This window comes from Diaminobutyricibacter sp. McL0608 (assembly GCF_039613825.1).
Lineage (GTDB): Bacteria > Actinomycetota > Actinomycetes > Actinomycetales > Microbacteriaceae > Diaminobutyricibacter.
Map to the genome: position 1 here is coordinate 891,771 of NZ_CP154826.1, position 14,224 is coordinate 905,994.

Annotated in this window: 12 protein-coding genes; 9 read left to right on the forward strand and 3 right to left on the reverse strand. The window is 67.8% G+C overall.

Annotated features, from left to right (window positions below; all coding sequences use genetic code 11):
* The first annotated feature begins 150 nt into the window (after positions 1 to 150).
* The 4 genes from AAYO93_RS04145 (at position 151) to AAYO93_RS04160 (ending at position 4,964) form a co-directional block, all read left to right on the forward strand.
* Positions 151 to 1,299: a hypothetical protein gene (locus tag AAYO93_RS04145; protein ID WP_345763748.1), complete on the forward strand. Its 1,149-nt coding sequence runs from the start codon at positions 151 to 153 to the stop codon at positions 1,297 to 1,299.
* A 152-nt stretch (positions 1,300 to 1,451) separates the two neighbouring features.
* Positions 1,452 to 2,927, forward strand: a complete 1,476-nt coding sequence (locus AAYO93_RS04150) for an NAD-dependent succinate-semialdehyde dehydrogenase (protein ID WP_345763749.1) — start codon at positions 1,452 to 1,454, stop codon at positions 2,925 to 2,927.
* 22 nt (positions 2,928 to 2,949) lie between these two features.
* Positions 2,950 to 4,134, forward strand: coding sequence for a thiolase family protein (locus tag AAYO93_RS04155; protein ID WP_345763750.1), 1,185 nt, complete (start codon positions 2,950 to 2,952; stop codon positions 4,132 to 4,134).
* A 68-nt stretch (positions 4,135 to 4,202) separates the two neighbouring features.
* Complete coding sequence (locus AAYO93_RS04160; RefSeq protein ID WP_345763751.1) at positions 4,203 to 4,964, forward strand: 3-hydroxyacyl-CoA dehydrogenase; 762 nt, start codon at positions 4,203 to 4,205, stop codon at positions 4,962 to 4,964.
* A gap of 24 nt (positions 4,965 to 4,988) precedes the next feature.
* On the opposite strand, the gene AAYO93_RS04165 is transcribed toward AAYO93_RS04160, so the two are convergent.
* Positions 4,989 to 6,431, reverse strand: a complete 1,443-nt coding sequence (locus AAYO93_RS04165) for a helix-turn-helix domain-containing protein (RefSeq protein ID WP_345763752.1) — start codon at positions 6,429 to 6,431, stop codon at positions 4,989 to 4,991.
* A gap of 113 nt (positions 6,432 to 6,544) precedes the next feature.
* Between AAYO93_RS04165 and AAYO93_RS04170 the strand changes: the two genes are divergently transcribed.
* Positions 6,545 to 8,395: a phosphoenolpyruvate carboxykinase (GTP) gene (locus tag AAYO93_RS04170; RefSeq protein WP_345763753.1), complete on the forward strand. Its 1,851-nt coding sequence runs from the start codon at positions 6,545 to 6,547 to the stop codon at positions 8,393 to 8,395.
* A 93-nt stretch (positions 8,396 to 8,488) separates the two neighbouring features.
* Here AAYO93_RS04170 and AAYO93_RS04175 read toward each other — a convergent pair whose 3' ends face one another.
* The gene (locus AAYO93_RS04175) at positions 8,489 to 10,471 is read right to left on the reverse strand and encodes an ABC transporter ATP-binding protein (protein ID WP_345763754.1); all 1,983 of its coding nucleotides are present in this window, start codon (positions 10,469 to 10,471) and stop codon (positions 8,489 to 8,491) included.
* Positions 10,472 to 10,602: 131 nt separating this feature from the next.
* Between AAYO93_RS04175 and AAYO93_RS04180 the strand changes: the two genes are divergently transcribed.
* The 4 genes from AAYO93_RS04180 to AAYO93_RS04195 are packed head-to-tail and all read left to right on the forward strand — an operon-like array spanning position 10,603 to position 13,921.
* A complete protein-coding gene (locus AAYO93_RS04180) occupies positions 10,603 to 11,274 on the forward strand; it encodes a GAP family protein (RefSeq protein WP_345763755.1) in 672 nt (223 codons plus the stop codon).
* Between the two features lie 51 nt (positions 11,275 to 11,325).
* Positions 11,326 to 12,252: an ABC transporter ATP-binding protein gene (locus tag AAYO93_RS04185; RefSeq protein ID WP_345763756.1), complete on the forward strand. Its 927-nt coding sequence runs from the start codon at positions 11,326 to 11,328 to the stop codon at positions 12,250 to 12,252.
* On the forward strand, positions 12,249 to 13,094 hold the full coding sequence (locus tag AAYO93_RS04190; RefSeq protein WP_345763757.1) for an ABC transporter permease: 846 nt from the start codon (positions 12,249 to 12,251) through the stop codon (positions 13,092 to 13,094). The genes AAYO93_RS04185 and AAYO93_RS04190 overlap by 4 nt, the downstream gene beginning before the upstream one ends.
* On the forward strand, positions 13,091 to 13,921 hold the full coding sequence (locus AAYO93_RS04195) for an ABC transporter permease (RefSeq protein WP_345763758.1): 831 nt from the start codon (positions 13,091 to 13,093) through the stop codon (positions 13,919 to 13,921). The genes AAYO93_RS04190 and AAYO93_RS04195 overlap by 4 nt, the downstream gene beginning before the upstream one ends.
* Here the strand turns inward: AAYO93_RS04195 and AAYO93_RS04200 are convergent.
* A complete protein-coding gene (locus tag AAYO93_RS04200) occupies positions 13,918 to 14,196 on the reverse strand; it encodes a putative quinol monooxygenase (RefSeq protein WP_345763759.1) in 279 nt (92 codons plus the stop codon). The two genes, AAYO93_RS04195 and AAYO93_RS04200, sit on opposite strands and share 4 nt — an antisense overlap.
* Positions 14,197 to 14,224: the final 28 nt, after the last annotated feature.

Genomic DNA, 14,224 nt, shown 5'->3' on the forward strand with positions numbered 1-14,224 from the left:
ACGTAGCGCGTGCGACGAGCGGACGCCGGCGTCGCGATGCCCCTCGATAACGGGAATTGTGACAGCGATGCGGGCTCCGATAGCCTGTCCGTCGGCTGCAGCAGCGGTGCGCGACAGGGGGAGTGCGGTTTGGAATCGGAACGTCCGGCGGTGGCGCTGACCCGCGGGCGGCGCGCCGTCGTCATCCTCATCACTGTCATCGTGGCCGTCGTCGGTCTCGCGGGTGGAGCGGTCGCCTGGCACGTGGCCACAGCATCCCTGTACTCGGCCGCCTACAACACCGAGACGAGCTCGGCGAGACGTCTCGTCACCGCCCTCGACGACCGCACGTCGGCCGTGGCCCAGGGCAAGTCGACGGTCGTCGGGGCACAGACCTTCCTCGGGCGGGCGCGCCCGGCTTATGTCCCCGTTGCAGCGTTCACGGCACTCAAGCAGAAATCGGATGCGCTTCACACGACGGTCGCGGCCGTGCGACCCGTCAAGGCCCCGGCCGATCGGTCCTTCGTGCCGAACGTGGCGACCGTCGCGCTGCCCTGGGACACTCTCATCACCACATATCAGCTGGTCGACCGCCAGAAGGCGAACGTTGCTGCTGTCCACGCCGCGACTCACGACACGGCTGTCGTGAATGCAGCGCTGGACGACGTGCTCACGGCCAACACGGCGGTCTGGGGAGACATCCGCGCGACCGCGAACACGACTCTCGCCGGCGACACCCTGGCCACCTACCAGTCGCAGATCGGTCTCAAGCACGCGCTTGCGGCCGTCGCCGACAGCACGACCAACCCGCAGTTCGTCGGCAGGGGGATGCTCGCGACCATCACGGCGATCGAAACGGTGCGCGCCTCCCAGGCGGCCGGTGAGGCCGCGAAAGCGGACCCCGCCTATCCGATCCACGCCGAGATCGAGGCGTACGCTCGGTCGATCTCGCACGGGGTCCATCTCGACTTCGTCTGGGCGCACACAGTGAACGGGAAGGGCGACGGCTGGTTGTCCGGAACCACGCAGGCGTGGTCGGAGGACGGCGGCTGGGCCATCATCTCGCTCAACTTCAACGTTGCTGACTACTGGAGCGACGGACAGGATGCGCGAGCCCTGGTCGCTCACGAGGTCGGCCACAGCCAGGCGATCCGGGTCGCGTGCCGGCCGCTCTACAGCGGGCCGGTGTTCGACAGCAACGACGAGATGTGGGCGACGGCGTGGTCGATCAGCATGGGTTTCGACGTGCCAGGGTCGGGGATCGAAGCGTACGGGCGGCCCACAGACCAGCAGATCGCAACTGCGGCCAAGTGCCGGTGACCCCTGGTTCGCCGCCCGATCCCTCTCCCCGCCGAGCACAGGAGAACGCACCCCATCGCGCAGCCATAACGCGACTTTTCCTGTGCTCGAGACGGCGGGCGAGCGGGTGGTTATGCTCGAAGGTGGTCGGCGATGACGAAGGAGCCTGGGCGATGAGTGAAGCGAGCGAACACGAACTGCTGGCGAAAGTGCCGCACCAGCTCTACATCGGCGGCCAGTGGGTGGACGGGACGAGCGGCCGTGTCATCCACGTCGGCGATCCGGCGACGGATGCGACCATCAAGACGATCGCGGACGCGTCGGTCGACGACGGTCGCCGTGCGCTCGACGCGGCCGTCGAAGCATCGGATGCATGGGCCGCCACCGCCCCCCGCGCCCGTGGCGAGATTCTGCGCCGCGCATTCGACCTGCTGCAGGAGCGCCGCGACGAGTTCGCCCTGCTGATGACCCTGGAGATGGGCAAGCCGCTCGCCGAAGCGAATGGCGAGGTCACCTACGGCGGCGAGTTCCTGCGCTGGTTCAGCGAAGAAGCCGTGCGCGTCGCCGGACGATACGGGACGAACCCGGAAGGCACCGGGCGCATGATCGTGTCCCAGCATCCGGTCGGACCCTGCTTCCTGATCACGCCGTGGAACTTCCCGCTGGCGATGGCGACCCGCAAGATCGCGCCGGCGCTCGCCGCGGGCTGCACCGTCGTCATCAAGCCGGCCGAGCTGACGCCGCTCACCACCCTCTACTTCGCGAAACTCCTCGAAGATGCGGGACTCCCCGGTGGCGTGCTCAACGTGATCACAACGTCGACATCCGGTGCCGTCTCTGCGCCGATCATCGCCGACCCGCGTCTGCGCAAGCTGAGCTTCACCGGGTCGACCGAGGTCGGCCGCAGGCTGATCGAGCAGTCGGCGAAGAACGTGCTGCGCACGTCGATGGAACTCGGCGGCAACGCGCCGTTCATCGTCTTCGACGACGCCGACCTCGACAGGGCGGTCGACGGTGCGATGCTCGCGAAGTTCCGCAACATCGGTGAGGCGTGCACGGCGGCCAACCGGTTCATCGTGCACGACTCGGTCGCCGACGAATTCGCCAGACGGGTGACCGAACGGGTCAACGGCTTCCGGGTCGGCCGGGGCACAGAGGACGGCATCACCATCGGCCCCCTCATCAACGAAGACGCCGTCGCCAAGGCCGCGTCGCTCGTCGACGACGCGGTCGCGCGGGGTGCACGCGTACTCACCGGCGGCGGAGAGATCGACGGGGACGGCAACTTCTTCGAGCCGACCGTCGTCACTGACGTGGTCGCCGGCAGTCGGATCCTCAGCGAAGAGATCTTCGGTCCGGTGCTCTCCATCGTGCGATTCATCGACGAGGACGAGGCGATCCGGATGGCCAACGACACCGAATTCGGGCTGGTCGGCTACGTCTTCACGAAGGACCTCGCCCGCGGCCAGCGCCTCATCGACCGGCTGCAGACGGGCATGATGGGCCTCAATGTCGGCGTGGTCTCGAACGCTGCCGCACCGTTCGGCGGCGTGAAGCAGTCGGGACTCGGCCGCGAGGGCGGCCTCGAGGGCATCCACGAATACCTGTACACGAAGTACACGCTGACGCCCGACCCGGCGACGGCGTGATCCGGCGGAGGAGCCTGCGACCATGAGCACCGATGCGGTCATCGTCGACGTCATCCGCACCCCGTCCGGGCGCGGAAAACCGGGAGGGGCCCTGTCTGGCGTGCATCCGGCCGACCTCCTCGCCGGCGTGCTCAGTGAGCTCGTACGTCGCAACGACCTCGACCCTGCGCTCGTCGACGACGTGATCGGCGGATGCGTGACCCAGATCGGCGAACAGTCGACGAACCTCACGCGAACCGCCGCGTTGAGCGCTGGTTTCCCCGACTCGGTGCCGGCCGTGACCGTCGACCGCCAGTGCGGATCCAGCCAGCAGGCGGCCGCGTTCGCGGCGCAGGGAGTTCTCGCCGGCGCGTACGACCTGGTCATCGCGTGCGGCGTCGAGTCGATGAGCCGGGTTCCGATGCTGTCGAACCGGGCCGGGCAGTCGACGTCGGGTGCGCTCCTGCGGGACCGATATCCGGACGGCCTGGTCAACCAGGGCGTGTCCGCCGAGCTGATCGCCGCCCGGTGGGGATTCAGCCGGGAGGAACTTGATGCGTTCTCTGCGCGGTCACATGCGCGCGCGGCCGCGGCAGCCGCATCCGGAGCCTTTGACAATGAGCTCGTACCGGTCGGCGTGCCGGACAAAGGCGAGGTGACGGCCGACGAGACGATCCGTCAGGCCACGACCGCTGAGGCGCTCGCGGGGCTCACCCCGTCGTTCCGCACCGACGAGCTCGCGGCGCGCTTTCCCGAGATCGACTGGAAGATCACGCCGGGCAACTCCTCACCGCTCACGGACGGTGCATCCGCTGCCCTGATCATGAGTGCAGAGATGGCCGAGCGTCTCGGGCTGCGGCCGAGAGCGCGGTTCCACTCGTTCGGTGTCGCCGGAAGCGACCCGCTGCTCATGCTCACCGGCATCATCCCCGCAACGGAGAAGGTCCTCGCGCGCACGGGTCTCTCGATCGACGACATCGACGCCTACGAGGTCAACGAGGCATTCGCGCCCATCCCACTGCTCTGGCAGCGCGAGTTCGAGGCGGATGACGCGCGCCTGAACCCGCGCGGGGGCGCGATCGCCCTCGGCCACGCCCTCGGATCCTCGGGCACACGACTGCTGGCGACCCTGGTGAACCAGCTCGAATCCACTCGCGGCCGGTTCGGCCTGCAGACGATGTGCGAAGGCGGCGGAACCGCCAACGCCACCATCATCGAGCGGCTGTAGACGCTCGCCCCGCAACGCCCACCCGCAACGCTCACCCGCATCGCCCACGCCCACGAAAGGACTTTCTCATGCAGATCGAGGGATGCTCGGCTGTCGTCACCGGCGGCGCTTCCGGACTCGGCCACGCGACCGCGCAGGCGCTGACCGCTGCCGGGGCCTCTGTCGTCATCCTCGACCTGCCCTCGTCGGAGGGCGAGAAGGCGGCGGTCGCGCTCGGGCCGACCGCACGGTTCGTGGCCGGGGATGTGACCGACGAGCAGCAGGTGCAGGCAGCGATCGACGAGGCGTCCGGGCTCGCGCCCCTTCGCATCGTGGTCAACTGCGCCGGAATCGCGACGCCCGGCAAGGTCATCGGACGCGACGGAGTGCTCGCGCTCGGACAGTTCGAGCGCGTCATCCGGGTGAACCTGATCGGAACATTCAATGTGATCCGGCTCGCGGCGGCCGCCATGGTGAAGACCGAACCGGTGGGGGAGGAACGCGGCGTCATCGTGAACACGGCCTCGGTCGCCGCCTTCGACGGGCAGATCGGGCAGCCCGCCTATTCGGCGTCCAAGGGCGGAGTCGCCGCGATGACTCTGCCGATCGCGCGCGAGCTGGCGCGGGATCTCGTGCGCGTGATGACGATCGCGCCCGGGATCTTCGAGACTCCCATGATGGCGGGACTGCCGCAGGCGGCGCAGGATTCCCTCGCCGCCCAGGTCCCGCATCCCTCCCGCCTCGGCAGGCCGGCGGAGTACGCCGCGCTCGTGCGCCACATCGTCGAGAACCCGATGCTCAACGGCGAGGTCATCCGGCTCGACGGCGCCATCCGCATGCAGCCCAAGTAGCGCCGCACCCCCGACGGTCGCGCGCTACTCGGCTGAGTGCGCCTCGAGGAACGCGTACACCTCGTTGTCGTCGACGCCGGGGAAGCTGCCGGACGGCAGCGGCGACAGGATGTGCGCGTGCAGCCGCGCGCTCGGCCACGCCTTGCCCGCCCAGCGGTCCTCGAGTTCGTGCGCCGGCCGCTTGCAGCATGACTCGTCGGGGCAGCGCGACACCGCCCGCACCGTCGTCTCACGTCCTCGGAACCATTTCGCCTCGGCGAACGGCACCCCGACGCTGATCGAGAACCCGCCGGCGGAGGTCGACCCCGTCTGTGTCGCGCACCAGTACGTTCCGGCGGGCGTGTCGGTGTACTGGTAGAGCTCCGTCGTGCGGTTGGTGTGCGTGAACGCGCTGCGTGCGCTCCACTGGCGGCACACGAGCTGGCCCTCGATCGCCCCCGTGACGTCGGTCGGCAGCGGGAGGCCGTCGTTCTCGTACCCTTTGTAGAGGGCGCCGTCGTCGCCGACGCGGAGGAAGTGCAGCGTCATGTCGAGGTGGCTGGTGGCGAGGTTGGTCAGGCGGAGGGCTGCCGCCTCATGGGTGACACCGAACGCGTCGCGGAAGTCTTCGACGGCGAGGTCCCGGTCGCGTTTGCGTTCCTGGAGGAACCCCACCGCGGCTTCGCGCGGCATCAGGCAACACGCCGCGAAGTAGTTGATCTCGAGCCTCTGCCGCAGGAAGTCGGCGTAGCTCTCCGGCGGCTCATGCCGGAGCAGCCGGTGTGCCATCGCCTGGAGCGCCATCGAGCGGAGGCCGTGGCCGCCCGGGATGGACGCCGGCGGAAGGTAGATGCGCCCGTTGGCGAGGTCGGTCACCGAGCGGGCCGAGTGCGGCAGGTCATTGACGTAGATCAGGCGGAGACCCAGCTGCTCTGCCATGACGCTGACTTCGCGGTGGGTCAGGGCCCCGCGGGTGTGGCCCGCCGCGCGCACGCGATCTTCTGCCAGTTCTTCGATCTCGGGGATGTAGTTGTCCTGTGCGCGCATCTGTTCGCGCAGTTCGTTGTTCGCCCGGCGGGCCTCCTCGGGCGTCGCGATCGCCTGGGTCGCTCGCCGTGCGAGTTCCCGGTGCAGTCCGACGATCGCTTCGAGCGTCTCGGTCGGCGTTCCCTTGGTGGGTTTGACCGGGGGCAGGCCGAGTGCGGCGTAGAGGGACCCGCGTTGTGCGCGTGCCAGTTCGATCTCGAGCGCTGCGCGCGAGTTGGGCGGTTCGGTGCTGAGTAGATCGGAGAGGTCGATGGCGAGAGCGTTGGCGACGGATTGGAGCAGCGACAGCCGTGGCTCACGCTTACCGTTCTCGATGAGGGACAGTTGGCTTCCCGCGACCCCGGCGGCGGCTCCCAGCTCATCGAGCGTGAGTCCCCGCTGGGTGCGGTAGTGGCGGATGCGGTGGCCGAGTGTCGCGATATCGGCGCTGACGGTGTCCATCTCTTCACACTATCGAAAGAATCGCGATTCTTGACACGCAATTTCACGATCAACTGCCCATTTTCTGGCTCAGACTGACATTGGCGGAAGAATTTTCAGCGAAAGGACACACGATGACGATCACTGAGCTGCCGAGGACCCAGGGTGACACCGGCGGAGATCCCGCTCCGGCGACCACCGACAGGGCTCTTCGCGACTGGGTCGACGGGATCACCCGACTGACCCAGCCCGACCGGATCGTCTGGTGCGACGGCTCGATGCGCGAGGCCGACCAGCTGACCAAGCAGCTCGTGGCCGAGGGCAAGCTCATCCGGCTGAACCCGGAGTGGCGCCCCAACAGTTTCCTCGCGCGCACCGACGCCGGCGATGTCGCCCGCGTCGAGGACCGCACTTTCATCTGTTCGACGCAGCCCGATGACGCCGGCCCCACGAACAACTGGCGCGACCCGGCGCAGATGCGTTCCGAACTCGACGGCGTCTTCGCAGGCAGCATGCGCGGCCGGACGATGTATGTCGTTCCGTTCTCGATGGGCCCGCTCGGCGGCCCGATCTCGCAGCTCGGCGTCGAGATCACCGACTCGCCGTACGTCGTGGTCAGCATGGGCATCATGACGCGCACCGGCCGCCCGGTGCTCGACCTCATCGAGGCCGGGACGCCCTGGGTCGCGACCGTGCACAGCGTGGGGGCGCCCCTCATCGACGACGACGGGGTCCGGCGCGACGATGTGCTCTGGCCCTGCAACGAGACCAAGTACATCGTGCAGTTCCCCGAGACCCGCGAGATCTGGTCCTACGGTTCGGGTTACGGCGGCAATGCCCTGCTCGCGAAGAAGTGCTTCGCGCTCCGCATCGCCTCCGTGATGGCGCGCGACGAGGGCTGGCTGGCCGAGCACATGCTCATCATCAAGGTGACCTCTCCCGAGGGCCGTGCCTACCACCTGGCCGCAGCGTTCCCGTCGGCGTGCGGCAAGACGAACCTGGCGATGCTGCGTCCGACGATCCCGGGCTGGAAGGTCGAGACCATCGGCGACGACATCGCCTGGCTGCGCCGCGACCGCGACGGAAGGCTTCGCGCGATCAACCCGGAGGCCGGGTTCTTCGGTGTGGCTCCCGGCACCGGCATCACCACCAACGCGACCGCGGTCGACACCCTGTGGGGCAACACGATCTTCACCAACGTCGCGCTCCGTGACGACGGCGACGTCTGGTGGGAGGGTCTCACCGACGAGGCGCCGCAGCACCTGATCGACTGGGAGGGCAACGACTGGACGCCGGATTCCGGGCGCCCTGCCGCGCATCCGAACTCCCGCTTCACCGTGTCCGCTGCCCAGTGCCCGTCGATCGCTGACGACTGGGACGCGCTCGACGGTGTGCCCATCGACGCCATCCTCTTCGGAGGCCGACGCGCGACGAACGTGCCGCTGGTCGCCCAGGCGCGCGACTGGCGCCACGGTGTGTTCATGGGCGCCACGATCTCGTCGGAGAAGACGGCGGCTGCCGAGGGCACGGTCGGCGAGCTGCGCCGCGACCCGTTCGCCATGCTCCCGTTCTGCGGCTACAACATGGCCGACTACTGGGCGCATTGGCTGCATGTCGGCGACCGCCTGGGCGTGGACGCCCCGAAGATCTTCCAGGTGAACTGGTTCCGCAAAGGGGCCGACGGGGAGTTCCTGTGGCCGGGCTTCGGGGAGAATTCGCGGGTGATCGAGTGGATCGTCCGTCGGATCGAAGGTGCTGCGGATGCGGTGGACACCCCGATCGGGCGCCTCCCTGTCCCGTCGCAGCTCGACCTCGACGGCCTCGACATCAGCGACGAAGCGCTCGACGCCCTGTTCGAGGTCGACTCCCGCTCCTGGCTCGACGAGTGCGACCTGACCGAAGAGTACTTCGAGCAGTTCGGCACGCGAGTCCCAGCCGCTCTCCGGGCCGAGCTCGCCTCGCTCCGCTACCACCTCCGCGCCTGACCGCGGGCTCGCCCTCACACGGAGCCGAGCACAGGAAAAAGCACCCCATCCTTCAAGAATGGGGTGCTTTTTCCTGTGCTCGCGGGGTGGGTTCTAGACGAGGAGCTGGTGCTTGGCCAGGTCCCGGTAGAGCGGTGTGGTTACGACGAGCTCGGAGTGCGTGCCGGTGCCGATGACCTGTCCGTGGTCGATGACGACGATCTGGTCGGAGTCGACGACAGTCGACAGCCGGTGCGCGATCACGATGAGCGTCCGGTCTTCGGCGACCGCGTCGATCGCCTCGCGCATCAGCTGCTCGTTGCGGCCGTCCAGGCTCGAGGTCGACTCGTCGAGCAGCAGCACCGGAGGCGCCGCGAGGAGGGCGCGCGCGATGGCGAGGCGCTGGCGCTCGCCGCCCGAGAGCATGATGCCGTCCTCCCCGACCGGCGCCGACAGACCGAGCTCATTGCGTTCGAGCACCTCGGTGAGGTTCACCGCGTGCAGCACATCGATGCACTGGTCGTCGGTCGCGTCGGGCGCTCCGAGGGTGAGATTGTCGCGGAGCGAGCCGGCCAGTACCGGCGCGTCCTGCTCGACGTACCCGATCTGCGAGCGGAGGGTCGAGCGGTCGAGCGTGCGAACGTCGAGGCCGCCGAAGTGCACGACACCGTCGGTCGGGTCGTAGAACCGCTCGATCAGGGCGAGGATGGTCGACTTCCCTGCGCCGGACGGCCCGACGAGCGCGGTGCGTTTCCCACGCGGCGCCTCGAAGTCGACACCCCGGAGGACGCCGCCGTGCGGAAGCAGCTCGTCGACACCGTGGTCGAGCGGAAGCCCCGCGGCGGCCTCGGCTTCGGCGACGATGTCGACTCCACCCAGGGCCTCCACGGCATCGCGCCTGGCCTCGTCCCGCCGCGTCCGCGTCTGTTCCGCGTCGGTATCCTTCTGCGAACGCTCATGCGGCGCGATCGCCGCGTCAGGGTAGGAGAAATGCACGTCCACGAATGCGATGGCCGGCGCATCCGGTGCCATCGCCTCGTTCACGGCTCCGACGGTGATCGCCAGGGGAGCGAGGTCCCGGTCGAACTGGTCCTCGGCGGGCAGGTCGACGATCTCCTGGATGCGCCCCAGTGCGCCGAGCGCCGCGTTCACCGCGGTGACCGCCCCGAACGCCTGGCCCAGCGGCAGGATCATCATGAACAGGAACAGGATGAACGTGACCAGGTTCGCGACCGTGATCGCGCCGCTCGCAACGCGGAAGCCGCCGACGCCGAGCACGACGAGGAACGACACCTGCATCGCGATGCCCGCGACCGGGACGACGAGGGCGGAGATCTTCGCGACCTGGATGCCCATCTTCCACGCGCCCACCGCATCCGCATCGATCGCCGCGATCTCGCGGTCGGTCGCATTGGCGGCGCGGATCGTTCGCACCGAGCTGATCGCGCGTTCGACAGCGGCAGCCAGGTCGCCGACTTTGGTCTGCGCTCGCTGGCTTGCGACTCGGATGCGCCCCGAGAGACCCACGACGACGATGATCGAGACGGCGATGACGAGGATGGTCAGCCCGAGGAGCACCGGGTCGATGATCGCCATCGCGACGAGGGCGCCGAGGAAGGTCAGCGCTCCTCCGATCGCCTCCACGAGGCCTTGGGTGAGAACGGCGCGCAGCAGCGTCGTGTCCGAGCCGACCCTCGAGACGAGATCGCCCGTGCGACGGGTGTCGAACTCGCTGATCGGGAGGCGCAGCATCCGCCCCACCAGCCGGCGACGCGACGACAGCACGACGCCTTCGCCCGTGCGCTGCAGGAGGTAGTGCTGGTAGCCCGAGATGAGCCCCGAGACGATGACCAGGACGACGAGCAGCCAGACGAGCGGTCCGAGCGGCTTCTGCGATTCAACGGTCGAGATCACCTGACCGACGAGGAGCGGTTGAGCGAGGCTCGCCGCGGCGCCGAGGATGCTGAGTACGACGACGACGGAGAGGACCGCTTTGTGCTCGAACAGGTAGGGGAGCAGCTGGCTGAACCGCGCGCGCGGCCCTTCGTCTGCGGTGGGTCGCCCGAAACGGCGGCGTCGGGTTGGTGCGTTGGTCATGGTTCTTCTTCGATCGATTCCGGGTCGGATGCGCGGCGAACCGCTACCTTCGACCGTACTTCGTGCTGGCCGCCTGTTGCGACCAGCGTGTAGGTTCGCTCTAGAAGAGCTGAACTGATTGGGGCGCGTTCATGAACGGTGTCATCGGCGAGATCCTTCCGACCGCGCTGGGGATCGCGATCAGTCCGATCCCGATCATCGCGGCCATCCTCATGCTCCTGTCGCCACGGGCGAAGGGCACGAGCGTGGGCTTCCTGCTCGGCTGGGTCGTCGGGATCATCGTCGCCCTGGTCGTCTTCATCCTTCTGTCGTCGATCATCCCGGCGAGCGATCCGACTGCGGCGAAACCGATCGCCGGATGGATCAAGATCATCCTGGGCGCTCTGCTGCTGCTCCTCGCCGCACAGCAGTGGCGCAAGCGTCCGCGCCCCGGCCAGGAGGCGGTCCTGCCCGGCTGGATGAAGGCGATCGACTCGATGAACGCGGGAAAAGGCTTCGGTCTCGGTTTCCTGCTGTCCGCAGTCAACCCCAAGAATCTCCTCATGGCGGTGGCCGCCGGTCTCGCGATCGGTTCGGCGGCGCTCACGATCGGCCAGACGGTGATCGCATCAGCGATCTTCGTGGTGATCGCGGCGAGCACGGTGCTCGTCCCCGTCGTCGCCTACCTGATCGCCTCCAAGCAGATGGCCGCCCCACTGGAACGGCTGCGCGTATGGCTCGTGCACCACAACGCAGCGATCATGACGACGCTGCTGCTCGTCATCGGTGTCGTCCTCATCGGCAAGGGGATCGCGAACTTCTGACGGACTCGGTCGCGCACCCGGTGTCGGCGGTCTGGTCTACAGTTATGCACTGTGCCAACGCCTGTCATCACCGCTACGAACCTCGTCAAGAAGTACAAGGGATTTCCCGCCGTCGACGGGATCAGCTTCGAGGTCGCGCCGGGGGAGTCGTTCGGTCTCCTCGGTCCCAACGGAGCCGGCAAGTCCACGACAATGCGCATGGTGGGAGCCGTTTCGGCCCGAACCGAGGGCGACCTCAGCATCCTGGGCCTCGACCCGGACAAGTACGGTCCCGAGATCCGCTCGCAACTCGGCGTCGTGCCGCAGACCGACAATCTCGACACCGAGCTCCGTGTCCGCGAGAACCTCATCGTCTACGGGCGCTATTTCGGCCTCCCGACCGCCCGTGTCAAGAAGCGCGCCGATGAGCTGCTGGCGTTCGCACAGCTCGAAGACAAGGCGAAGTCGAAGGTCGACGACCTCTCGGGCGGGATGAAGCGGCGGCTGACGATCGCGCGGGCCCTGATCAACGATCCGCGCATCCTGCTGCTCGACGAACCGACAACGGGCCTCGACCCGCAGGCTCGGCACATCCTCTGGGACCGCTTGTTCCGCCTCAAGGAGCAGGGCACGACACTCGTGCTGACCACCCACTACATGGATGAGGCCGAGCAGCTGTGCGACCGGCTGGTCGTCGTCGACAAGGGCCGCATCATGGCCGAAGGGGCACCGGCGGCGCTCATCCGCCAGTACTCGTCGCGCGAAGTGCTCGAGGTGCGCTTCGGGTCGGAGAAGAACGTCGAGGTCGCCGAGCAGCTGGATGGCGTCGGCGAGCGCATCGAAGTACTCCCTGATCGCATCCTCGTCTACAGCTCGGACGGCGAGGCGGAGCTGGTGAGGATCACCGAGCGCGGCCTGCACCCCATCACCAGCCTCGTGCGGCGCTCGAGCCTCGAAGACGTCTTCCTGCGCCTGACCGGCCGGAGCCTGATCGAATGACCGAGACCCTCACTTCCCTCGGCGACACGGACCGCGCCCGTCTCGCCGCGGTCAGGCCGCGCCGCTTCGGCGGCTGGTACGTCGCGGAGCATCGGTTCCGCGTCATGCGGTCCTACCTGCAGACGGTGCTCGTCACGGGCATCGGCAATCCGTTCCTCTACCTGTTCGCGATGGGTGTCGGCCTCGGCAGCCTGGTGAGCAGCAACCTGGGACCGAACGCCGTCGACGGCGTCAGCTATCTCGAATTCGTCGCGCCCGCGCTCCTCTGCACGGCGGCCGTCACCGTCGCCAGCGAGGAGTTCACCTACCCGATCATGCTCGGCTTCAAATGGAACCCGACCTTCTACGGCATGAACTCCTCGCCGATCGTGCCGGGCCAGATCATCGACGGCGTCGTGATCTCGGTGACCGCGCGACTGCTCGGCACGTCCGTGCTCTACTTCATCTTCATGTTGTTCTTCGGCGCCGTCCCGTCACCGATCGGCTTCCTGGCGATCTTCGTGGCTGTGCTCACGGGTCTCGCCTTCGGCGCTCCCGTGATGACCTACGTCTCGACGCTCGAGCAGGACACCGGGCAGATCGCCATGCTGATGCGCTTCGTGCTGCTGCCGATGACCCTCTTCTCCGGCACGTTCTTCCCGCTGAGCCAGATGCCCGACTATCTGCAGTGGATCGGATGGGTGTCTCCGCTCTGGCACGGCACCGAGCTCGCGCGCGTGTTCTCCTACGGTGCCGCCGAGCCGATCTGGCTCACCATCGTCCACGTGCTCTACCTCAGCGCGCTCTTCGCCGTCGGCTGGGTCTGGACCCGGCGCATCGCCGCCCGGAGGCTGAACAAATGACCTCGACCGATTCCGATCTCGTCGCGACCGTTCCGCGCCTGCGGCCGATGCGCGCGCTCTATGCGGGCAACGCCTCCTCGGTGATGCAGCGCAGTTGGTTCGCCACGCGGAGCACCAACTGGCTGGTCGTCGTGAGCGGATTCTTCGAGCCGATCTTCTACCTGCTCTCGCTGGGCATCGGGTTCGGCAAGATGGTCGGCGACGTCACCACCTCGAGCGGACAGGTCATTCCCTACGCGGCGTTCATCGCACCCGCGCTGCTGGCGACGGCGGCCATGAACGGCGCCGTCTACGACTCGACGTGGAACGTCTTCTTCAAAATGCACTTCGCCAAGCTCTACGAGGGGATGCTGTCCACCTCGCTCGGCCCGCTCGATGTCGCGCTCGGCGAGATCCTGATGGCGCTGCTGCGGGGTGCGCTCTACGCGGTCGGCTTCATGATCGTCATGCAGGTCCTAGGCCTCAACCTCTCGTGGTGGGCCCTGCTGGCGCTTCCTGCGGTCCTGCTGATCGCGTTCGGCTTCGCAAGCTTCGGGATGGGCATCACCAGCTATATGAAGACGTTCCAGCAGATGGACTGGATCAACTTCATCATGCTCCCGATGTTCCTGTTGTCGGCCACGTTCTACCCGATCACGGTCTACCCCGAATGGATCCGGGTCATCATCCAGGCGATGCCGCTGTGGCACGGCGTGGAACTCGTGCGTGGCCTGACAACCGGCGACGTGTACCCGGCGATGCTCCTGCACGTGCTGTATTTCCTGGTGATGATCGCCATCGGGCTCGTCATCACCACGCGCAGGCTGCGCGCGCTGTTCCTCGACTAGGACTCGAGGTAGATCGTCTCGGGAGGCGCCGCCCACCATACGTCGAACGGATCGCCGGCGACGACCGCGAACATGGAATGCGCTGCCGCCTCGAACGCTCCGCGCGACTCCCAGATCGCGATGCCGACCAATCGGTCGCCGTCGATCTCCGCCCAGTCGTCGATCCGGATCAGGCCGGCGGACGCGCGAGCGGCCGCGTCCACCCGCCGCATGGATGCCCGGAGCGCCTCGCGATGCTCCGGATGCGGATGATGGATGGCGACGTGGGTGAACATCAGGCGTGCGCTGCCACGCCGCGGGCCG